Source organism: Roseateles amylovorans, from assembly GCF_025398155.2.
GTDB lineage: Bacteria > Pseudomonadota > Gammaproteobacteria > Burkholderiales > Burkholderiaceae_C > Roseateles > Roseateles amylovorans.
In genome coordinates this window covers 1,277,065-1,299,009 of record NZ_CP104562.2, presented here as the reverse complement: position 1 = coordinate 1,299,009, position 21,945 = coordinate 1,277,065, and the positions used below count along the sequence as shown (strand labels likewise).

The 21,945-nt window shown below is 67.1% G+C and carries 19 protein-coding genes; 11 read left to right on the top strand and 8 right to left on the bottom strand.

From position 1 onward, the window contains the following. Positions 1–99 precede the first annotated feature (99 nt). The 4 genes from N4261_RS05635 (at position 100) to N4261_RS05620 (ending at position 5,317) form a co-directional block, all read left to right on the top strand. Complete coding sequence (locus N4261_RS05635; RefSeq protein WP_261759228.1) at positions 100–936, top strand: cysteine hydrolase family protein; 837 nt, start codon at positions 100–102, stop codon at positions 934–936. A 154-nt stretch (positions 937–1,090) separates the two neighbouring features. Beyond that, positions 1,091–2,449 (top strand): nicotinate phosphoribosyltransferase, encoded by a 1,359-nt coding sequence (gene pncB / locus N4261_RS05630; protein ID WP_261759227.1) that lies wholly within the window; start codon positions 1,091–1,093, stop codon positions 2,447–2,449. A gap of 103 nt (positions 2,450–2,552) precedes the next feature. Then, positions 2,553–4,289, top strand: a complete 1,737-nt coding sequence (locus N4261_RS05625) for an NAD+ synthase (protein WP_261759226.1) — start codon at positions 2,553–2,555, stop codon at positions 4,287–4,289. Then, a complete protein-coding gene (locus N4261_RS05620) occupies positions 4,286–5,317 on the top strand; it encodes an NUDIX domain-containing protein (protein WP_261759225.1) in 1,032 nt (343 codons plus the stop codon). The genes N4261_RS05625 and N4261_RS05620 overlap by 4 nt, the downstream gene beginning before the upstream one ends. A 22-nt stretch (positions 5,318–5,339) precedes the next feature. Here N4261_RS05620 and gloA2 read toward each other — a convergent pair whose 3' ends face one another. The 4 genes from gloA2 to N4261_RS05600 all read right to left on the bottom strand — a co-directional run bounded on the left by gloA2 (position 5,340) and on the right by N4261_RS05600 (position 10,309). Next, a complete protein-coding gene (gene gloA2 / locus N4261_RS05615) occupies positions 5,340–5,723 on the bottom strand; it encodes an SMU1112c/YaeR family gloxylase I-like metalloprotein (RefSeq protein ID WP_261759224.1) in 384 nt (127 codons plus the stop codon). Positions 5,724–5,873: 150 nt separating this feature from the next. After that, complete coding sequence (locus N4261_RS05610) at positions 5,874–6,356, bottom strand: hypothetical protein (protein WP_261759223.1); 483 nt, start codon at positions 6,354–6,356, stop codon at positions 5,874–5,876. A gap of 327 nt (positions 6,357–6,683) precedes the next feature. After that, positions 6,684–7,922, bottom strand: a complete 1,239-nt coding sequence (locus N4261_RS05605; RefSeq protein ID WP_261759222.1) for an MFS transporter — start codon at positions 7,920–7,922, stop codon at positions 6,684–6,686. 356 nt (positions 7,923–8,278) lie between these two features. Beyond that, complete coding sequence (locus N4261_RS05600) at positions 8,279–10,309, bottom strand: M13 family metallopeptidase (RefSeq protein WP_261759221.1); 2,031 nt, start codon at positions 10,307–10,309, stop codon at positions 8,279–8,281. Positions 10,310–10,701: 392 nt separating this feature from the next. Here N4261_RS05600 and N4261_RS05595 point away from each other — a divergent pair, with 392 nt between their 5' ends. The 4 genes from N4261_RS05595 to N4261_RS05580 all read left to right on the top strand — a co-directional run bounded on the left by N4261_RS05595 (position 10,702) and on the right by N4261_RS05580 (position 13,813). Then, the gene (locus N4261_RS05595) at positions 10,702–11,025 is read left to right on the top strand and encodes a hypothetical protein (RefSeq protein WP_261759220.1); all 324 of its coding nucleotides are present in this window, start codon (positions 10,702–10,704) and stop codon (positions 11,023–11,025) included. A 462-nt stretch (positions 11,026–11,487) separates the two neighbouring features. After that, positions 11,488–12,609, top strand: a complete 1,122-nt coding sequence (locus N4261_RS05590; protein ID WP_261759219.1) for an ABC transporter substrate-binding protein — start codon at positions 11,488–11,490, stop codon at positions 12,607–12,609. Between the two features lie 61 nt (positions 12,610–12,670). Next, positions 12,671–13,066 carry a VOC family protein gene (locus N4261_RS05585; protein WP_261759218.1) on the top strand — a complete coding sequence of 132 codons (396 nt, stop codon included), beginning with the start codon at positions 12,671–12,673 and terminating at the stop codon, positions 13,064–13,066. Between the two features lie 84 nt (positions 13,067–13,150). Beyond that, positions 13,151–13,813 (top strand): DUF4253 domain-containing protein, encoded by a 663-nt coding sequence (locus tag N4261_RS05580; protein WP_261759217.1) that lies wholly within the window; start codon positions 13,151–13,153, stop codon positions 13,811–13,813. A 25-nt stretch (positions 13,814–13,838) separates the two neighbouring features. On the opposite strand, the gene N4261_RS05575 is transcribed toward N4261_RS05580, so the two are convergent. Together N4261_RS05575 and N4261_RS05570 are read right to left on the bottom strand one after the other, a co-directional pair. Continuing rightward, the gene (locus tag N4261_RS05575; protein WP_261759216.1) at positions 13,839–14,492 is read right to left on the bottom strand and encodes an amino acid ABC transporter permease; all 654 of its coding nucleotides are present in this window, start codon (positions 14,490–14,492) and stop codon (positions 13,839–13,841) included. Between the two features lie 13 nt (positions 14,493–14,505). Then, positions 14,506–15,369 carry a transporter substrate-binding domain-containing protein gene (locus N4261_RS05570; RefSeq protein WP_261759215.1) on the bottom strand — a complete coding sequence of 288 codons (864 nt, stop codon included), beginning with the start codon at positions 15,367–15,369 and terminating at the stop codon, positions 14,506–14,508. Positions 15,370–15,885: 516 nt separating this feature from the next. On the opposite strand from N4261_RS05570, the gene N4261_RS05565 reads away from it, so the two are divergent. Further along, positions 15,886–16,425: a Csu type fimbrial protein gene (locus tag N4261_RS05565; protein ID WP_261759214.1), complete on the top strand. Its 540-nt coding sequence runs from the start codon at positions 15,886–15,888 to the stop codon at positions 16,423–16,425. Between the two features lie 116 nt (positions 16,426–16,541). Here N4261_RS05565 and N4261_RS05560 read toward each other — a convergent pair whose 3' ends face one another. After that, complete coding sequence (locus tag N4261_RS05560) at positions 16,542–18,647, bottom strand: pectate lyase-like domain-containing protein (protein WP_261759213.1); 2,106 nt, start codon at positions 18,645–18,647, stop codon at positions 16,542–16,544. Here N4261_RS05560 and N4261_RS05555 point away from each other — a divergent pair. Together N4261_RS05555 and N4261_RS05550 are read left to right on the top strand one after the other, a co-directional pair. Further along, complete coding sequence (locus N4261_RS05555) at positions 18,646–18,879, top strand: hypothetical protein (protein WP_261759212.1); 234 nt, start codon at positions 18,646–18,648, stop codon at positions 18,877–18,879. The genes N4261_RS05560 and N4261_RS05555 overlap by 2 nt on opposite strands. A 365-nt stretch (positions 18,880–19,244) precedes the next feature. Continuing rightward, on the top strand, positions 19,245–21,791 hold the full coding sequence (locus N4261_RS05550; RefSeq protein ID WP_261759211.1) for a glycosyl hydrolase family 18 protein: 2,547 nt from the start codon (positions 19,245–19,247) through the stop codon (positions 21,789–21,791). Between the two features lies 1 nt (position 21,792). Here the strand turns inward: N4261_RS05550 and N4261_RS05545 are convergent, their stop codons facing one another. Next, positions 21,793–21,945, bottom strand: a complete 153-nt coding sequence (locus N4261_RS05545) for a hypothetical protein (protein WP_261759210.1) — start codon at positions 21,943–21,945, stop codon at positions 21,793–21,795.

Here is a 21,945-nt window from a genome sequence, read left to right as displayed (position 1 = left end):
CTCCTCATCCAGGATCACCCCCTGATCGCGATTTTCCATCTTCGTGCGTTTACGCACTAACTGATCTATACTGCCGCCACACCCCATCGGAGAACCCACATGACCGCGCAACTGCTCCTCGTTGATCCCCAGAACGATTTCTGCGACATCCCTGGCGCTGCCCTGCCGGTGGCCGGCGCGGATGCCGACCTGCGCCGCGTCGCGGCCCTGGTGGCCGCCGCCGGTCGGCGGCTGACCGACATCGTCGTCACCCTGGATTCCCATGCGGTCTACGGCATCGAGCGGCCCGCCTTCTGGATGCGTCCCGGCACGGGCGGCCCTGCCACTGCCGAACCGGTGACGCCCTTCACCGCCATCACCGCGCAGCAGGTGCGCGACGGTGTCTACGCGCCCCGCGACCCGGCCCTGAAGACCACGGTGCTGACCTATCTGGACGCCCTGGAAGCCAGCCCGAAGAAGTACACGCTGATGGTCTGGCCCACGCACTGCGTCATCGGCACCTGGGGACACAACCTGCATGGCACGCTTGCCGAGGCCCTGGGGCAGTGGGAAGCCGCCTCGCTGCGCACGGTGGACAAGGTGCTCAAGGGCTTGAATCCGCTCACCGAGCAATACAGCGCCGTCCGCGCCGAAGTGCCGGTGGCGGGTGACCCGCGCACTCAGACGAATCAAGCGCTGGTCGACCGCATCGTGGACTTCCCGGGCTTGACCCTCATCGCCGGCCAGGCCAGCAGCCATTGCGTCGCTGCCACCGCCGATGACCTGTTCGCGGCCATGGACGCCCAGCGCCGCGCCCGCGTGGTGCTGCTCACCGACGGCATGAGCCCGGTGGGCGGCTTCGAAGCCGGTGAACAGGCCTTCCTCGCACGCGCCGCCGACCTGGGTGTGCGGCAGATGACGGTGGCGGAGGCCACGGCGCTGATCTGCCGAGACTGAGCCGTCCCGACAGGACCGCCGCCCCCCTTGCAAGACCTGGCCCTCCCCGGTCGACGCGTCGAATGCTGATGCCTCCCGCAACGCCTGCGATGCCCGTGATCCCTGTGAGCCCCGTGAGTCTTCCGACCCTGCTGATCTGCTGATTGGAGTTCTGATGTCCGATACCGCTGTCCCGCTGCCCTCCGGCCTGAATGACGCCGGCGCCCCAACTCTGCCCCAGGCCGGCGCGGCCTCCGCAGCCAACACGGCGACCGGTCAGCGGCCCGCTGCCACGCACGTGCTGAACTCGCTGCTGGAGACCGATCTCTACAAATTCACCATGTGGCAGACGCTGCTGCATGCGTTTCCGGCCAATCAGGCGGAATACCGTTTTGTCTGCCGCAACACGCCGGCTTTCCCCCTGGCCGAACTCAAGTCGGCGGTGGAGGCTGAACTCGACCACCTCTGCACACTGCGCTTCACCGAGGACGAGCTCCACTACCTCGGCGGCCTGCGCTTCATGAAGTCCGACTTCATCGATTTCCTGCGCATCTTTCAGTTCCAGCGCCGCTTCATCGACGTCGGCATCGAGGGCGAACAGTTGACGGTGGTGGCCCGCGGACCGCAGGTGCATGTGATGGGCTTCGAGATCCCGGTGCTGGCGATCGTCAACGAGCTCTACTTCCGCCGATGGGCCGAGCGCCAGGCCGCCACCGAGGCGCCCCCCCACACGCTGGCGCTGGGCCGGCAACGGCTGCAGGACAAGATCCAGGCCCTGCGCGCCTATGCCGACGAGGTGGGGCGCACTGGCACCGCCTTCCCGTTCGAGATCTTCGACTTCGGACTGCGCCGCCGCTACAGCGGGTCCTGGCATGACGAGGTGGTGTCCACCCTCAAGCGCGAGCTGCCGCAGTGCTTCAAGGGCACCTCCAATGTCCGCCTGGCCCAGCGCCACGGCCTGGTGCCGATCGGCACCATGGCCCATGAATACCTCCAGACCTTCCAGGCGGTCGGGGTGCAACTGCGGTTGTCGCAGCAGGCCGCGCTGGAAGGCTGGGTGCAGGAATTCCGCGGGGACCTGGGCATTGCGTTGACCGATGTGGTCGGCATGGATGCCTTCCTCGCGGACTTCGACCTCTACTTCGCCAAGCTGTTCGATGGCCTGCGGCATGACAGCGGGGATCCGGTGGTCTGGGGCGAGAAGGCGCTGGCCCACTATGCCCGCCTGCGCATCGATGCACGCACCAAGCGGTTGGTCTTCAGCGACGGCCTGAACGTGGCCGAAGCGATCCGGCTGCATCGCCACTTCGCCGGCCGGGTGCCGGTGGGCTTCGGCATCGGCACCCACCTCACCAATGACGTCGGCCCCAAGCCGTTGAACATCGTCATGAAGCTGGTGAGCTGCAACGACCAGCCAGTGGCCAAGCTGTCCGATTCACCCGGCAAGACGCTGTGCGACGACGAGACCTTCCTGCGCTACCTCCGCCAGGTCTTCAAGATTCCGCAGCCGGACATGCCCACCCCCTCGCGTTGATCCGAAAGGCTGCCATTCAACGTTCAAGGGCTCCCGTCAACGGTCGCGTTCAAGACGCCACGCTCACCGGGCCTCGATGAACGCTCACTGCTCGCCACTCACCATGCTGAACATCGCTCTCGCTCAGATCAATCCCACCATCGGGGACTTCGCCGGCAACATCGCGCTGCATCTGGATGCGGCGCGCAAGGCCCGGCTGGACGGCGCCGATCTGGTGGTCTTTCCCGAACTCTCGCTGACCGGCTACTACCCCGCCGACCTGCTGGACGACGACGACTTCCAGCAACGCCTGGACGCCGCACTGCGCGACCTGATGGCCGCCTCGCGCGAGGTCGACAGCCTGTACTGGGTGATCGGCGCGCCCACCCGGCATGCGGGCGTCGGCAAGCGCTACCGGAACTCGCTGCTGGTGATCAAGAACGGCGAGGTGGTGCTGGACTATCACAAGCAGCTGCTGCCCACCTACAACGTGTTCGACGAACGCCGCCATTTCGAGCCCGGTCCGGATGTGGCGCGGGTGCTGCGCATCGCCGGGGTGAGCGTGGGCTTCATGGTGTGCGAGGACGGCTGGAACGACGACGGCCGCGACTATGCGGTCAATCCCTTCCAGCGTCTGGCCGACGCCGCGCCGGACCTGGTGGTGTCGATCAATGCCAGCCCCAGCCATGTGGGCAAGCGCGAGCAGCGGCACGCGGTGTTCACCGCCGCCTGCCGTCGGCATGGGCTGCCGCTGGTGTATGTCAACCAGGTCGGCGGGCATGACCAACTGGTCTATGACGGCGCCTCCTTTGCGGTGGAGCCGGTGCGGGGCGTGGTGTTCGAGTCCAGCCGCTTTCAGCAGGATGTAACCACGCTGGGCTTCGATCCGCACACCGCGCGCTTCAGCCCGCGCGGCGGCCGCGACCTGCCGCCGGTGGCGACGCAAGGCCTGTCCCCGCTGGCGTTCTATCGCCGGCAGATCGTGCTGGGCCTGCGCGACTATGCGCGGCGTTGCGGCTTTGCGCGGGTGGTGGTGGGCTGCTCGGGCGGGATCGATTCCGCCTTGACCCTGGCCCTGGCGGTGGAGGCGCTGGGGGCGCATCGTGTGGCGGCGATCACCATGCCTTCGCGTTATTCGTCCACCGGCAGCGTCAGCGATTCGGCGCAGCTGTGCGCCAACCTCGGCATCCCATTGGAGACCTGTCCGATCCAGGACATCGTCCAGCAAGTCGGGCAGACGATGAGCCACAGCACCTTGCAGTTGACTCCTGCCGGCCTGGCACTGGAGAACCTGCAGGCCCGTGTGCGCGGCACGCTGTTGATGACCTACTCCAACACCCACGGCCACCTGCTGCTGACCACCGGCAACAAGAGCGAGATCGCGGTCGGCTACTGCACGCTTTACGGCGACACCAACGGCGGGCTGGGCCTGATCGGCGACCTGTTCAAGACCGAGGTGTTCGCCCTCAGTCGGCATCTGAACGAATGCGCCGGCCGGGAACTGATCCCGTCGGCCATCATCGACAAGCCGCCCAGCGCCGAACTGGCGCCGGACCAGCGCGACACCGACAGCCTGCCGCCCTACGAGTTGCTGGACGAGGTGCTGAAGGTGCTGATCGAAGGCGATCGCCTGGCCGAATGGGAGCGGGCGCGGGCCCGATCGACCTATGAGGATCTGCGGCGCACCGACGAAGGCCGCGCACTGCTGCGCCGCATCAAGGGCATGATTGCGCGCAACGAATACAAGCGTCGCCAGGCGCCGCCGATCATCCAGCTGCGGGGGCGCGCCTTTGGCAGCGGACGGCAGGTGCCGATCGCGGCGATGCATGACCAGGATCCAGGATGGAAGCGGCTCACATGAAACGAAACACCGTCGCGGCCGTGGTCGGCCGCTGGCAGTTGGTCCACCTCGGCCAGGAGGCCTTGTTGCGCGAGGCCCTGTCGGTCGCCGAACGGGTGGTGGTGGTGCTGGGGTCGTCCTTCAAGGCACGCGATCCGCGCAACCCGTTCCTGCACACCGAACGCGAGCAGATGCTGTCGGCCGCGCTGTCGCCCGAGGAGCGGGCCCGCATCAGCTTCGTCCCGGTGCGGGACTATTACGACGACCGGCGCTGGAATGCTGCGGTGGATCGTGGCGTCGCGGCGGCCGCGGGCCCGGACGCGGAGGTGGTGCTGGTGGGCCACCTGAAGGACCACACCAGCTACTACCTCAACAACTTCCCGCGCTGGCGGCAGCACCGGGTCGAGCGCTTGGCCGACGTGGACGCCACGGCGATGCGCCGCGTCTATTTCGAGGCCGACGATCCGGATGCGGCGGTGCAGGTGATGGCGCCGTATGTCAGCGCCCCGGTGCGCGCCTGGCTGCAGGCCTGGAGCCGACTGCCCGAATACCGGCGACGCGTGGCGGAGCACGCTTCCGCCCAGGCCTATCTCAAGAAATACACCGCCGTGAGCTACATGACCGGCGACGCGCTGGTGACGGTGGGCGACCATGTGCTGCTGGTGCGCCGCAAGGGGCCTTTCGGCGAAGACCTGTGGGCCATCCCCGGCGGGCACCTGGAGCGCGGCGAGAAGCTGGTGGCCTGCGCCATCCGCGAGCTGCAGGAGGAGACCCGGTTCCCGCTGATGGCCGCATCGGTGCTGGCGGCACTGTCGGATGTGGCCACCTTCGAAGATCCGCTGCGCAGCGCGCGCGGGCGACTGATCACGCTGGCCCACCATTTCAAGTTCAGCGAGATGCCGACCTTGCCGGAAGTCCTCGGCAGCGACGATGTGAAGGAAGCCCGCTGGTTCCACCGCGATGAACTCAGCGCCATGGAAGGCGTGATGTTCGAGGACCACTTCGTGATCCTGGATCACTTCCTGGGCGTGATCGACGAGGCGCCCTGACCCACGCTGACGGGGTGCCCTGTCAGGCTTCGTAGAGCTCCAAGGGGAGACCGTCCGGATCGGCGAAGAAGGTGTAGCGGCGTCCGGTGTATTCATCGACCCGCACCGGCTCGACGGCCACGCCTTGGGCTTGCAGCGTGGATTTGAACGCGTCCACATCGTCGACCGCAAACGCCAGGTGGCGCAGGCCGCGGGCCTCCGGATAGGACGGCCGCGGCGGCGAGTCGGGGAACGAGAACAGCTCGATCTGACCGCCGTCGGGCAGGGCGAGGTCCAGCTTGTAGGAGCGTCGCGCCTCGCGGTAGTGCTCCGCGATCACGCGCAGGCCGAGGACCTCGGTGTAGAAGCGACGGGAGACGTCGTAGTCACCGCAGATGATCGCGGCATGATGAAGGCGACGGAGCATGGCGCAGGGCCCGACGGGGCTGGGACTTCGTGAACCGCTATTGGGCCAGAAGTCGGTCGGTCCTCGACAGCCCGTCGGGCAACCGGCCATGAACCTTCTGGAAGGGGCCGCCAGCCGTCCGCCGCTCGGCACCGGCCGAAAGCGCTTGCCTCAGCGGGCCGGCGCGTCGTCGGCGACGGCCACGGTCTCGTTGGCGGAGGCGGTGAAGAACCGGTAGCCGGCATCGCGGCCATCGGCGCCGGCGACTGCGCCCTCGGTCAAGGCGTAGGTATGGATGTGCACTGCATCCGAACCGGCTTCGAACTGGCAGTGCCCGGCATGGCGGCTGCCGCGCGACGTGCGGCGGTCGATGTCGTCCCGGTCATCGTCCACATCGACATTGACCCAAACATAGTCCAGTCCCCCCGCACCCCGCTCCGCGGAAGTGTGACGCACCCGCTCATTGCCCCACATCTGCGTCAGCAGCGCCACGCAGCGCTGATGCTGATGCGACTCCCAGCTCGACAGCTCGGGACCGTCATACGACGGGCTGCGCGAACAGGCCGTCAATCCGCCCACGGCGGCCGACGCCAACGTGAGCAACAAGGCCACGCGACAGCGCTGGAACGACGGGAAGAAGGCGGAAACGGACATGAAGTGGAACGGGGAAACTGAACATCCATCGGCAGCGGTCTGGAGACGGCGCGACGCCTGGGCGCTGCGGTGGCCGCTGTCATCAGCCTAAGTGGCTCATGCAACCGGCGTGTGAAGCACACGAAAATTCCCGCACCCCAGACCCGCGTAGCGTACGCGTCGACGCCATCGAAGGTGGTCGAGCGACATCCGCCCGTCATCCCGTAGGGGTTTACCCGTTATGCGCGCAACGGCACCGTGATGGTGCCGAACCGGGCATGCCATCCGCGACGCGCACGACTGCCGTAACCGGATATTGCGGGGATGTCGCCAACGGTCGGGACAGGCTCAGTCACTCTGCGCCGGCCTCGTCTTCACCACCTGGCGCATCAGCACGGCGGCGACCACGGTCGAGGCAATCACCACATAGCCGACGCGCGGGAAGTCCTGCAATTGGCCATCGACGCTGATGTGGACCAGATGTCCGGCCACCAACGAGGCGACGCCCCCGGCGAGCTGCTGCAACGCGCTGTTGATGGCGCTGAAGGCACCGCGCTGCTCGGGTGATGGAATGCCCGCCGCCATGGCCTGCCACGGAATGAGGCGGGAGAAGATGCCCACGAACATCACCACGTTGACCACGATCAGCAGCGCCAGCGGCGAGGGCCCCAGCCGGGTATAGATCAGCACCATGGCGGCGGTGATGGCGCAGCCGGTATAGAACACCGGCATCGGTCCCACGCGGTCGGACAGCCGACCGATCAGGGGTGACACCACCAAGGTCGCCAGGCCGGTGGCCAGGTAGACCGCCGGCAGGTCGCTGAGCGGAATGCCCACGTTGTGCACCACGAAGGCACTGGCAAAGGGCATCAGCATGAAGCCACCGGTGGTGAGCAAGGCCGTGGTGCCGAAGGCCAGCCAGTGGCGCGGCTTCATCAGGGTACGCCACAGGTGCACACGCGGGCTGTCGGCCCGGCCTGCGGTGAGATGGGCATTCACCGGCTTCATGAAGACCGCAATCAGCACGCCGCCCACCAGACCCATGGCCACCAGGGCGAGGAACGGGGCATGCCAGCCGCCATGCGCGGCCAGATAGAGCCCGAACGGCAGACCCAGCACCTGGCTGCCGGCAAAGGCGCCCTGCAGCAGCCCCATCACCCGGCCGCGCAGCGCGGGCTCGAACAGGTCGGCGGTGATGGCCATCACGATGGAACCGATCACGCCGCCGAACAGGCCGGTGACGATGCGCGCCAGCAGCAGCATCTCGAAGCTGTTGGCCAGGCCACACCACAGCGTGCCCAGCAGGAAGCCGCCATAGAAGAACAGCAGCAGCTTCTTGCGGTCGTAGCGGTCGGCAAAGCCGGCGGTCAGCAGACCGGCAATGCCGGCGCTGAAGGCATAGGCGGACACGACCAGGCCGAACTGCTGCGCGGTCATCGACAGCGTCGGCATGATGATCGCCCCCAGCGGGGACATGATCATGAAATCGAGGATGACGGCGAATTGCAGCAGCGTCAGCAGACCGACCGCGAAACGCTGGTACGGACTGAACGCCGGCGGCACGCCGGGGGTGCGGGACACAGTCATGGGGACGTGGGGGTGGGGAGACGATCAGGTGTGAGGAGGCTGCCAGCACCGGCAGTCACACCAGGCCCGCACGCGGTGGCCCGTTGTAGCAGGACTCGCCTTCCGGATGGTTTCAGCGATGTCAGCAGGGGCGCGCTGTGGCGCGCTTCGGACAAGCGGCATGGCCTTCGGCACGGGGAACGCCGCCGCTCCCGCGACAACCTCCCCCGATCCGGTGCCCGGCACCGGCCCCGCAGCGGCCCCGCACGCCACCGCCAGCCTGGGCGCGGACGCCGCAGGCATTGCAGGTCATGCAGGGACCGCCTTGCTTCAGCCGTCGGCCGGGTCGTCAGACCGGGGACCTCCGGCGTCGACGATCACCAGACCTTGATCGGATCGGCAGCCACCATCGCATCGCCGCTCTTGCAGTTGAAGGCCTGACTGAACGCCGTCATGTTGGACATCGGCGCCAGCACCCGGTACTTGCCCGGCGAATGCGGGTCGGTGCGCAGTTGGTTCAGCAGGGCCGCCTCGCGCGACTTGTTGCGCCACACCATGGCGTTGGACAGGAAGAAGCGCTGCTCCTGGCTGAAGCCGTCGATCTTGTCGGTCTTGCCGGTGCGCTTGAGCGCGTTCTGCAGGGCGTCGAAGGCGATCGGCATGCCGGCCATGTCGGAGATGTTCTCACCCAGCGTCAGGCGACCGTTGATGCGGGTGCCGGGCACCGGCTCGTAACTCTCGTAGAGGGCCACCACGCGATCGGCCCGCGACTTGTAGTTCTCGGCGTCGGAGGCGGTCCACCAGTCGTTGAGGCTGCCGATGCTGTCGAACTGGCGGCCGCGGTCGTCGAAGTGGTGCACGATCTCATGACCGATCACCATGCCGATGCCGCCGTAGTTCACCGCGTCGTCGGCCTTCGCATCGAAGAACGGCGGCTGCAGGATGCCGGCCGGGAAGGTGATCTCGTTCAGGCCACCGGCCTGGGCATTGACGATGTAGGGCGCCATGGTCCACCGGGTGCGGTCGGTGGGGCGGTCCAGGTCCTTGATCTGTTCCTCGTGATACCAGGAGGCGGCGCGCAACTGATTGCCGGCGAAGTCCTTGGGCTGCAACGCCAGGCCGACGTATTGCGGCCACTTCTCGGGCGCGCCGATCTTGGGCTGCATCGCGGCCAGCTTTTCCAGCGCCTTGACCTTGGTCTCCGGGCTCATCCAGGTGAGGTTCTCGATGCGGGTGTGCATCGCGGCCTTCACATCGCCGATCAGCAGGGTCGCGCGGCGCTGGGCTTCGGGCGAGAACGCCTTGGAGACGAACAGCTCGCCCAGGGCCAGCCCCAGCGGCGAGCCGCCGGTCCGGCCGCCAATCAGCAGGATGACTTCCTCATTGCGCGGCGAGCGGGCCTGCAGGCCGCTGATGGTGGCGCCGTAGTAGTCGAAGTGGGCATCGGCGAAGGCCTTGGGCAGGCGGTTGGCGCTGTTGTCCAGCACCCGCAGCCGCAGGTAGGTCTGCCAGGTGGCCAGCGGGATGTGCTCGCTCATCAGGGCCACGCGCTGCATGAACTCGGGCTGCGCGACGATCAGGCGCTCCACGCCGCCGGGGCGGGTGTCGCTGCGGGTCAGGGCCTTGAGGTAGGCGTCCCAGGCCAGCCCCGGCGCCTTGCCGGCGAGTTCGGGCGTGGTCATCGGGTTGTAGCTGGCCAGCGGATCACGCAGCGCGGCACGCGGCTTGGTGGCTTCGGCCAGTTGGGATTCGAAGCCGATCAGCGCGTCCAGCGTCTGCGGCGTGGCCGCGAAGCCGGCGGAGGACAGCAGCCGCTGCGCATACAGGCGGTAGGCCTCGCGCAGCTTCTTGGCGATGTCGGTGTCCTTGAAGTAGTCATCGCGGTCCGGCAGGCCGAGGCCGGATTGCGCCAGGGTCAGGACATTCACCCGGGTGTTCTTCGGATCGGCCCGGACGAACTCGCCCACCGGGGCCGCGATGCCCACCCGTGCCAGCTGCGCCATCACTGCGGGGAGGTCCTCGACCGACTTCATGGCCTGGATGCGATCCAGCAGCGGCTGGACTGGCTTGAGTCCTTGCGCCTCGATGGCGGCCTGGTCCATGCCGCTGGCGTAGTACGCCGCGACCTGCTTCAGGCCGGGCGTGGTCTGCAGCTTGGGCTTGGCGATCAGCTCGGCCAGCGCGTCGCTCAGCAGCCGATCGTTGGCCACCCGCAGCGCATCGAAGCTGCCGATGCGCGAGCGATCCGCCGGCAGTTCGGTGGCGGCCACCCAGGGGCCGTTCACATAGTCGTAGAAGTCGGCGCAGGGCGAGACATCGGCAGCGAAGCTCTTGACGTCAAGGGCGTGCACCGGCGCGGCGGACAGTGCGGCAGCCACGGCGGCGGCCATCAGGGCGGGACGGAACATGAAGAACGGCCAGCACGACGCCGGCGGTAGGGAGAGAAGGCCGGGAGGCTATCGCACCCGCCGGCCCGACACCATCGGTCCGTGCCCGGGCATGGCTTCCGGCACCCGCGCCGCAACGCCCTGCGCGCCGGCTGCGCGATGCCCGGACCAGGCGTTCATCCCGCAGCCCACACGGGCGATCCTTGGATGGGCCGCCGGATTGCCGAGCATCGTCAGAGCGAGCGTCAGCGTCAGCACCGGGGTCGCGTGGGCGCGGGCTTGCCCGCGAAGACCGCCGCAGCGATCACCCCGGGCCTGCCTGCGGACTTCACAGTGACCACACAGGCACCGCCCAGACTCGCCCCTGTTTCCTGCTTCCTGATCGACGCGCCTTGCCGCCGCCGCCCGCTGCCATGCGAATCATCCAGTCCCTCGGCTTTCTGCTCACCGCCGGCTTCGTCTTCGGCTTCCATATCCTGACTCAGGGCATGGCGGCTGATGCAGCCGAAGTCATCCCCAAGGCGCCCGATGTGGCCGGCTTTGTGCTGGGCGGCCCGCTGCTGTTCGTCGCCGCCCTGCTGCTGGTGCCGAGTTCGATCATGCTGATGGCCCCCACCTCCCGCTCCCGTCACGGCATCACCGGCGGCTGGTTCGCGTTGTGGTGCCTGAATGCGGTGTTGTCGATGGGCTTCATCGGCACGGGGGCGGCGCTCGCCTGGGCGCTGATTCAACGCTGAAGGACGGCAGCAGGCCGGCGAACCACGCGAGCGGTGGCGAGCGTTCAGCCGGCTGCAGCGCGGACCGCCGGCGCGACGGGTGGCCGGTAGGCCCCCTCCACCCCCCTCTAATTTCCGAAGACCGACTTCGGTTCGTGCATTTGTAACGATTTATGCCAAGTGGTGTTGATCCCAAGTTGACCAATTCGCTTGTGAACTTGTCCACATTCACCCCGCATAATTCGCGCCCCGGGCACGTAACGCTGTCGCGAATCGGACAGGTTCCAGCAAGATGGCGCCCATGCCCCGGCGCGACGGTCGTGCATGTCGCGTCCGTTGTCTGCCGACGCGCCGCACGCGCGTGCCTCAGCCCTCCGAGCCTTTCCGGTCTTCGGGCCCTCCAGGGCCTCGGGCCGCGCGGCTCCTGGCCACTCGAACCATGCGCCCGCCGGCCCGACCGGTGCGCCTGCCTCCGCCAAAACAATGAAACGCCGTCAACTGCTCCAACAAGCCGCCGCCTTCGCCGGTGCCGCCAGCCTGCCTGTCTTCGCCGACAACTCGCGCATTGTCCTGGGCCAGTCGGCGCCGTTCTCCGGCCCGGCCAAGGAGCTCGGCGAGCAGTTCCGTGACGGCGCGATGCTGATGTTCGACCAGGTCAACAGCCGCGGTGGCGTGGCCGGGCGCCGCATCGAACTCAAGAGCCTGGACGACGGCTACGAGCCGGAGCGCTGCGCCTCCAACACGCGTCGTCTGCTGGAAGACGGCGTGACCGCGCTGTTCGGCTATGTGGGCACGCCCACCACGCTGGCGGCGATGCCGCTGTTCACCGCCGCCAAGGTGCCGTGCTTCGCTCCGTTCACCGGTGCCGAGGGGCTGCGCACGCCGTTCAATCGTTACCTGTTCCACGTCCGTGCGTCCTACCAGGACGAAGCGGCGGAGATCCTCAAGCAGATCACCGCCGTCGGCATCAAGAAGATCGCTGTGTTCTACCAGAACGACGCCTACGGCATCGGCGGCCTGGAGGCGGTGAAGACGGCGATGAAAGGGCTGAATCTGGCACCGGTGTCGCTGGGCACGGTGGAGCGCAATTCGGTGGCTGTCGATGCGGCGCTCAAGAGCATCATGGCCGGATCGCCGGAATGCATCATCCAGATCAGTGCCTACCATTCATGCGCGGCGTTCATCCGTGCGGCGCGTCGCAGCGGCTTCATGGGCAACTTCTACAACCTGTCGTTTGTCGGCGCCCAGGCGCTGGCCACGGAACTCGGCAAGGACGCACGCGGCGTGGTGGTATCGCAGGTGGTGCCCTTCCCGTTCTCCGGCCTGACACCGATCGCCTCGGAATACATCCAGCGCAGCAAGGCCTCCGGCAACAAGGAGCTGAGCTACACCGGCATGGAAGGCTTCATTGCGGCCAAGACGCTGGTCGAAGGCCTCAAGCGCGCCGGCAATTCGCCCAGCCCCGACAGCCTGATTACCGGGCTGGAAGGTCTGAATGATCTGAACCTGGGCGGCTTCTTCATCAACTTCTCGAACCAGCGTCACACCGGTTCGCGGTTTGTCGACATGACCATCCTGACCGACGACGGGAAGGTGCGGCGCTGAGTGAGCCCGCGGGCCCCCTCAAGGCGCGAAGCCACCTCGCGCTGACCTCGGAGTTTGGCCCATGCTGTCCCACCTTCACCTTGGCGTTCAGGATTTCGAACGCGCCCTGGGGTTCTACCGTGCACTGATGCCGGTGCTCGGCATCCAGGAGAGGTTCGGCGATAGCGCCCGGCGCTGGGCCGGCTGGCAATCCAGCCCCGGCCCGCGACCGTTGTTGCTGATCGGTGAACCCTTCGATGGCCAGGCGCATCAGCCGGGCAACGGTCAAATGGCCGCCTTCCTCGCATCGACCCGCACCGCGGTGGACCAGGCGCATGCTGCCGCCCTGGCCCACGGTGGGACCTGCGAGGGGCCGCCCGGCCTCCGCCCGCACTATCACGCCGACTATTACGGCGCCTATTTCCGGGACACGGAAGGCAACAAGCTGTGCGTGGCCTGCCACGAGCCGCAGGGATAAGGCATCAAGGATCGCACCTGGCTGTCATCCCCGGAGCCGCCGCCCCCGCTACCATGGCCGCTCATCGTCACTGGATGCATTGCCATGGATTTCCCCTTTCCGATCATCACCGTCACGGGCCTGGAGGCACCGGCGCGACTCTGGGCGCTGAGGGACCGCGGCGAGGGCCTGCCGGTCATGCTCGGCGGACCGGAACAGCTGGAGCGGCTGCAGGAAGCCATGGCGTTCAATGAAGCCACGCCGGAGGAGATCCTGGCCGAGGCGGCCGCGCTCGATCCGATGGAGTGGCTGCAGGAACGCGAGCAGGCCGAAGACGATTTCTACGAAATCGAGGCCGCCGACTGGCCCGAGGACACCGCCCCCGCCACCGCGCTGACCACCCCGATCGACATGGTCAGCGGCGAGCCGCTGGACGAGGTCTACATCGCGGTGCTGCCGGCCCGAACCTCGCCCGAGGCGGCGGCGCTGCTCAAGATCGGCGGCTGGAATGATTGCCCGCAGGCGCATGAACATGCGGCCTTGTGGCGATCCTGGTCCGAGCGCTTCGGCGCCGAGGTGGCCTGCATCGCCGACGACGTGGTGGAGTTCACCGTCGCCCGCCCGCCGCAGACCCGCGAAGACGCCCTGGCGCTGGCGCGCGAGCAGTTCATCTACTGTTCCGACATCGTCTACCAGGGTTGCGAGACGCTCGAAGCGCTCGCGGCCTCGTTGCTGAAGTCGCCGGTCTGGTTCTTCTGGTGGGATTGACCTCGCCCCACGCGCCCCAAGTGGCTCAGTTCGGATAGGCCAGGCGCTTCTCCATCCACCGCTGCAACTGCTCGAAGCTCAGGCTCAGCACCCAGTAGATGCCCGCCGCCGCCATGTACAGCGGAAACGGCTGGAAGGTGGTGGAGATCAGCTCCTTGGTCGCCAGCATCAGCTCGGTCACCGCGATCACCGACACCAGCGAGGTGTCCTTGATCAGGCTGATCAGGCTGTTGGACAGGCTGGGCACCGCCGCGCGCAGCGCCTGTGGCGCGACGATGTAGCGCAGGGTCTGCGACCGCGTCAGGCCCAGGCTGGTGCCCGCCAGCCATTGCCCCTGGGCGATGGCGACGATGGCCCCGCGCAGCGTCTCGCTCATGTAGGCCGCCACATTCAGAGTGAGCGTCAGGATGCCGGCGGTGATCGGCGAGAGCTCGATGCCGATGCTGGGCAGCCCGTAGTACACGATGAACACCTGCACCAGCAGCGGCGTGCCGCGCATCGCGCTGACATAGACCGCGGTGAGACGGTCCAGGCCCCAGACCCGCAGCACCCGGATCAAGGTGACCAGGCCGGCCAGCGGCAGGCCCAGCAGCATCGACACGATGGCGAACATCAGCGTGTAGCCGGTCCCCTTGAGCAGAACCGGCCAGGCCAGCGCGAACAGCGATTGCAGTTCCATGGACGGCGTTGCGTCAGCGGGCCGCGGGCGGCTGGCTCACGTCGCGTTCGAACCACTTGGTCGAGATCTTGGCGTAGGTGCCGTCGGCCATCAGGTCGGCCAGCGCCTTGTCGATCGCCTGCTTGAATTGCGGGCTGCCCTTGCGGAACGGGATCGCATTGCTCTCCGGCTTGCCCAACGGCGCGCCGGCCTTGACCGGCAGACGGGTCTTGGCGCGCAGGTAGGGGATCAGCAGGCTGTCGTTGATGGCGACGTCGATGCGGCCGGTGGCCAGATCCTGCAAATATTCGGGTGCGCCGGGATAAGTGCGAACTTCCGCACCGGCGATGCCCTTGGCCAGCTCGGCAAAGTTGCTGCCTTGGCCGACACCGATCTTCAGGCCCTTCAGGTCGGCCGGCGTTTCCAGCTTGCGCGACTCATTGGCGCGCACGATCAACTGCGGATAGGACAGCACATACGGACCGCTGAAATCGAAGGTCTCGCGGCGCTTGTCGGTGGCCGCCACCTGGTTGACGATGACGTCGTACTTGCCCGCCTGCAGGCCGGCCAGGATCGCGCTCCACTCGGTGGTGGTGAACACCGGCTTCAGGCCCATCTTGGCTGCCAGCGCCTTCGCGATCTCCACATCGAAGCCGGTCAGCTCGCCTTTCTCGTCCTTGAAGTTGAACGGCGGGTAGGTGCCCTCGCACGCAATGCGCAGCGTGCCACGGGCCTTGACCTCGTCCAGCAGATCCGCCGCCTGCGCCGAGACCGCCGCCCCCGCCAGCCACAAGGCCCCCACACCCGCCGCGACAGCGCGGACCAGGGCGGCACGGCGCCGGAACCCACCACGGGGCAGGCGGGCGGACGAATCGTCGGGATGCGAAGGCGTGGGCATGGGCAGTCCTTGTTGGCAATGAGATGGGCGAATGTTGCCATCACTCCGACGGGTCCGCCGCGTCCCTCGGGTGAAGGCGACCCCGAGAAGGGCCGCCTCCCTCCCTGGGCGGACTGCACCGCTGCACTGCGCCACGTGCGTTGGACCGCATGGCAAGGGACCTGGGCGCGTGTCCCTTCGCTGGACCCGCAGGCCACGGCGCAGCACGCAAACGCGGCGAGGCCTTCGAAACGGGGCCGGGGAGATGAGGTCGGCTCCCGGTCGCTGAACTTTGATCGCCGCGCCCGGGTCCCCGATCCCGATGCCCGGTGCCCGGTGCGTGGTGGCCGGTGCGTGGCGCCCGGTGCCTCGGGTGCGTGACGTTGGCTGACGTTGTGTGACGCCCAACGCCCGACGCCTGTCGGCAATCCGCCTACACGCGCCTCCTGGGTTGCGCCGACGCTGCCTGACGGGATCCGCGCCTGTTGAAAACAGGCCCCGGCAACGAAGATTTCAACATCGCAAACAGGGGGCCACATGAACACGTTTTCGACCCGGACCGGCAAGACCATTCAGCGCATCGCCGTCGGCCTGGCCTTGATGGCCACCGCGGCGGCCACCTCGGTCACCGCCACCGCCTCGACCGTGGGCACCACCTTCCAGGTCACCGCGACGATCGTCAGCGCCTGCACGGTGTCGGGCTCGACATTGAACTTCGGCAGCGCGATCGACCCGCTGGCCACCGCCACCCCGCTGGACGGCACCTCCACCCTGACGGTCACCTGCTCAAACACCACGCCTTACGCCGTGGCCCTGAACGCCGGTGCGAATGCCGGCGGTGCCTCCAACTTCAGCGCCCGGACGATGACGAACGGCGCCAACACCCTGGCCTATCAGCTGTACCTGGATTCCGGCCGCTCGACCGTCTGGGGCGACGGCACCGCCAGCTCCTCGACCAAGGCTGGCACCGGCAGCGGCAGCGCACAGACCCTGTCGGTCTACGGCCGCATTCCGTCGCTGGCCAACGTGGTGCCCGGTGCCTACACCGACACGGTGACGGTGACCATCACCTATTGATCACCCCCGCTCCCAAAAGAAACGGCCCGCTGCGCCATGCAACGGGCCGTTTGACCTTTCTGGATCGGCGTCAGGATCGGGGCCCGTGGATGACGGGCCTCGGCCTGCGCCTTCGATCAGGGAAAGTTGGTCACCGTCGGCGTGTAGGACGCATTGCAACCCGTCTGCGCGCCGGTGTTGTTGATCACATGGACGATGCCGCCGTTGTTGCCCAGGCAGACCGAGATCATGTTGTGGAAGCGCACATTGCCGTTGACCGGCGACTCGATGGCGCGGTCCAGCCAGATGTTGCCGTTGGTGAAGACGCTGTAGACGCCCAGGCCCCAGGCCTCGTGGCTGGTCACCCAGTCCGCCACTTTGTACGCGGCATAACCGCGGCCGGTGGGGCTGTTCCAGGCAGACTGGCTGGGCGGGTCGTAGGGGATCTCGGACTGGTAGAAGTAGACCCGGCCGCCGTTGCCGTTCCACACCACCTGGTGCTTCTGGAAGTGCTCGACGAACAGGCCGTACATGGTCACGTCATTGCCGTTGACCCACAGGCCGTTCTCCGACGGGTTGCTCGCCCAGCCCACGCCGGCGCCATGGTCCGCGCGCCAGATCCAGGTGTGGTCGACCACGGTGTTGTTCGAGTTGACGCTCAAGGCGATCCTCACCCGTCCTGCGGCTGCACCGCCGACACGGAAGAACAGGTCATGCAGCGCAATCGGATTGGCGGCGTGATTGGCATTGGCGCCGTTCGGGCCGATCTCCATCAGCACGCCGGACTCCACCGCGCCCGCATCGAGGAACAGGCCGGCGATGGTCAGGCCATCCACATCGGCGGTCTGCACCAGAGGCTGGCCGTTGTCCGAGCGCAGCGTCGGGAAACCGATGCCCAGCACCACCGTGTTGGGATTGTTGATTCGCAGCGTCTGCGTCAGCACATAGGTGCCGGGCGTGAACAGCAGGTGCTTGCCGCTGGCCAACTGGGTGTTGAGCGTGGCGGCGGAATCGCTCGGCTTGGCGATGTGGAACTGGCTGATCGGCAAGGTGCGGCCAGCCGTGATGCCGCCATTGGCCCAGGAGATGCCGCTGGTGTTGGTGCGCAGCGCAGGCACCCGCACTGCATAGCTGCCGTCGGCATCGATGAACAGATAGGGCTTCTCGCGGATCACCGGGGTCTGGGCGATCTTGGTGTAGCGCTGGCCGGCGGTGGGAAACTCGCCCGCCGGCGCATTGGGCACGCCCACGAACACCATGTTCCAGTTGGATCCGACCCAGCTGCCCCATTGGCTGTTGCGTGAGATCCATTGCTGCTGGCTGCCGGAATTGACCTGGCCGTCGACCAGCACATCGGAGAACCAGCCGCCGCTGGACCAGCCGCTGTTCTGGTTGAGCTTGATGTTGCCGCGCACATGCATGCGGCGGAACGGGATGGCCTGCGAGACGGCCCACTGCATCGTGTTGTTGCCGATGCCCAGGCTCGGCGTGACCGAGAAGTTCTCGGCACCGCGCCAGAAGTTCTGGGTGGCGTTGTCGCCGTCCAGGTAGGCATTGGAGCGCAGGTCACCATTCACATGGACCTGGTCTGGATGGCTGCCCAGACCCAGCACCTGGGTGTAGAAGCCGACCGGAATCCGCAGGTTGTTGTAGGTGCCGGGCGTGAGCAGGATGGCATCGCGCCGCGGACCGAAGTGATTGGGCTGCTGGGCGTTGTAGATGTCGTTGATCAGGCCCTGCAGGTTGGGTGTGTTGGGGCTGACCACATGGACATTGGCGCCGAAGTCCGGCGGCGTGGCCGGCGGCGGGGTGACCGGCAGGTCGCTGATGACGAACTGCTCCCAGGCCGCGACCGAACTGCGGTTGGCCACCAGGACACCGCCCAGGTTCAGGTCGGCGGAGACATAGAGGCCGTTGGCCATGGACCGCAGGGCCACCGTGCCGTTGGACTGCGGCACCACGGCGAATTGCTCCCAGCCGCCGATGCTGCCGCGGTTGGCGATCAGCTTGTTGGTGTTGGGGGCCGCCAGACCGGTATCGGCCGCGACGTAGTTGCCGCTGATCGTCGCCCGGAACGAGACCGTGCCGTTGGCGTTGTTGATGATCTGGAACTGCTCCCAGGTGTCCGCCACGCCCGCGGTGGCGGTGAGGAAGGAGGTGCCCGTGGCCGTGGCGCTGACGAAGTTGTTGTTGGCTGCCGATCGGATCGTCGCAGCCTCGGCATCGTCAAGAGGCAAGGCCATGGCCGCGATCCACGCGGCGGCGATCAGCAGGACCTGGGTCGACCTGGACGGGGTGGACCGGCCGTTCCCTTCAATTCTTCGCGCATTCCATGACATGCCAGTCTCCTTGCTCAAGTGGCGCGTCAGTCTAAAAACGAAATACCAGTCCAATACTCGTTCTGGTGTCCTTGTGTGTCCCGTTCCCGCGCGGATTTATCCCGAGGCTCAAGGGTTTGCGCCGCCGTCGACATGAACAATTACTTGCAATGCCATTCACGTTGGCCGAAACGCACTGCCACGGGTTGAAGCCACTGGTATGGACCGTTCGTCGGGTCACCATCAAACCCTTACAACTCGGCGAGTTTCTCCGTTCATCGCCGTGTAGCGACCGCTCAAGTCCGCGTGTCACTGGTTTTCGGTGCAAGGTGATTGAAACTCGTCACCAACCCAGGAGGTTTTGAATAACTGCATACAGGTCGACACGAGTTTCCACTACCGGTTGACACAGTTCCCGGCGCGATCCGTTCATAAAGTCCGCCACTGGTCTCACGGTGGTTTTATCGAGAACAACAACCCCGCAGTCCCACCGATGCGGCGGACGACAGGAGCGCAACACACATGGGTACGGGACAAATCAAGGCAGTGGCACTGGCTGCGGCATTGCTGGCGGCGGGCTCGCAGGCGCAGGCGCAGGCGGGCACGATCGTGGCGCCGTATTTCTTCACCTGGGGCTTCGGCAACGGCAGCTACAGCCTGAAGACCTTGAGCGAGGCCAAGTCCAAGGCCGGCATCGACGCCGTGACCTTGGCCTTTGGTGTCTCCGGCGGCGGCTGCACCTTGGGCGGCGGCATGGAAAGCACGCTGAACAACGCCAGCTTCCAGGCCGACATCAAGGCCTATATCAAGTCGGGCGGACGGGTGATCCTGTCCTTCGGCGGCGCCAACGGCACCTATCTGGAGTCCACCTGCTCGGCCAACGAGCTGGTGGCGCAATTGCGTCGGCTGATCGATGCCCACGGCACCCGATCGATCGACTGGGACATCGAAGGCGGCCAGTTGGCCGACAGCCGCTTGAATGCGGTGCGCAATGCCGCGATCCAGCAGCTGCAAGCGATCTATCCCGACCTCTACACCTCCTTCACCCTGCCGGTGGTGCCCTACGTCAATGCCAACGACACCGGCGGCCTGGGGCGCGATGCCCTGGAACTGCTGCGCGGCGCAGCGCAGGCCGGTGTGAAGATCTCCATCGTCAATCTGATGACGATGGACTACGGCGGCTACTACAGCAGCGGCCGCAAGATGGGTGACCTGGCCATCTCCGCCGCCACCCAGACGGTCGCCCAACTCAAGACCATCTACCCGAACAAGACCGACGCCCAGCGCTGGGCCATGATCGGCATCACGCCGATGATCGGCCAGAACGATGTGGCCTCCGAGATCTTCACCCCGGCCGATGCGGCCACGGTGGCGACCTTTGCCAAGCAGAAGGGCATCGGCCTGCTGTCGTACTGGGCCGCTCAGCGCGACCGCATCGGCTCCGGCAACCTGGGCGAGTACAGCCGCACCAACACCCGCGACCACGAATACTGGCAGGCGTTTGCCACCGCCAAGGGCGCCGCGCCGGCGCCTTCGCCCGCACCGGCCCCCAGCCCTGCGCCCAGCCCCGCACCCAGCCCGTCACCGGCGCCCTCTCCCGCGCCAGCGCCCTCACCCGCGCCCGCTCCGGCTCCCGCACCCGCCACCTGCGTCGCCTGGGCCGAAGGCAAGAGCTTCACCGTCGGCCAGGTGGTGAGCTACCAAGGCAAGACCTACAAGGCCCTGGTCGCGCACACGGCCTGGGTGGGCACGAACTGGAACCCGGCCGCCACGCCGTCGCTGTGGACACCGACGTCCGGCAGCTGCGGCCCCACGCCGGCACCATCGCCAGCCCCGTCTCCGGCACCGGCGCCTTCCCCTTCGCCCGCGCCGTCGCCGTCCCCCGCGCCTTCACCGGCACCGTCGCCTGCGCCCGCCCCGTCGCCCGCACCGGCACCATCGCCCGGCACCGGCCTGACCCTGCCGGAGGCGTTGAAGGCCGTGCAGACGCGTCGGGTCTATGTCGGCTACTACCCGACCTGGAGCGACAACTGGTTCGACGCCACCGGCAAATCGGCCAATGAGGTCTACAAGGCGAGCAAGTTCGCCCGTGTGCCGGCCACCTACACCCATGTGATGGTGTCCTTCGCGGATCCGAGCTTCTCGTGGGCCGGCCTGTCGGCCAACACCTTCTCCGGCACCGGCATCAACTTCAATGCCACGCCCAAGGACATCAAGGCCTCGATCGACGTGCTGCATCAGCGCAACCAGAAGGTGATCCTGGCGGTGGGCGGTGCCACCTACAACAACTGGGGCCCGATCGCGGCCGAAGGCGCCGCAGGCAACGGCCCGATCATCAATGCGCTGGCCAAGATCCAGACCGAGCTCGGCTTCGACGGCCTGGACGTGGACTATGAAAGCGATGGCGATGTCGATCGCTATGCCAATGTGATCAAGGCGCTGCGCCGTGCGGTGGACCTCGCCGGCGGCGGTCGCATGCTGACCCTGGCGGGCTGGTCGACCGGCGCCGACTGCACCTCGGCCACCTCCACCGACGCCGCCTGCGCGGGCAAGCTGTCCTACTGGGGCGGCAATGCCGGACGCGAGCGCGCCGTGGCCTTGAAGTACCCAGCCGTGGCCAACATGCTCGACATGGTCAACGTGATGAGCTACGACGCCCGCTTCGAGCATTACGACGGCATCACCGCCTACAACCAGTACCGCTCGCTGTTCCCGTCCAAGACCATCGTGTCCATCGGACTGGAACCCGCGCCCGAGGGCTGGGCCGGCGGTCTGCTGGTGGTCAACGATGCCGATGCCCAATGCACCGGTTCTCGCAATCTGCAGGACCAGTACGGTGTCAACCTGAACCAGCCCTACTCGGTCCAGCGCTACACCAATGCGGTGCTCAACAGCAGCGCGCCCAACCGCAATGTGCGGGACGGCGCCATGCTCTGGGCCATCCTCAAGACCGGTGGCGGCACCTGCGGCTCGGCCGCGCTGGCCACACCGGGCACGGTGGGCCAGAAGGTCGGCACGATGCTGGGCCTGCCGGTCGACCCGCTGCTGCAGACCTCGGAGTGGAAGTGATTCACCCCGCCCGCGCTTGACCCCAGCGCACCTGTCCCCCGCGACTGACCTCCGGTGGCCGCCGCTCCCGCGGCGAGCCCCCGATCCGGCAGATCCAGCTGTTCAGACCGATCAGGTCGAACAGGCCGAACAGCCCGTTGCGGGGGACGTTCAA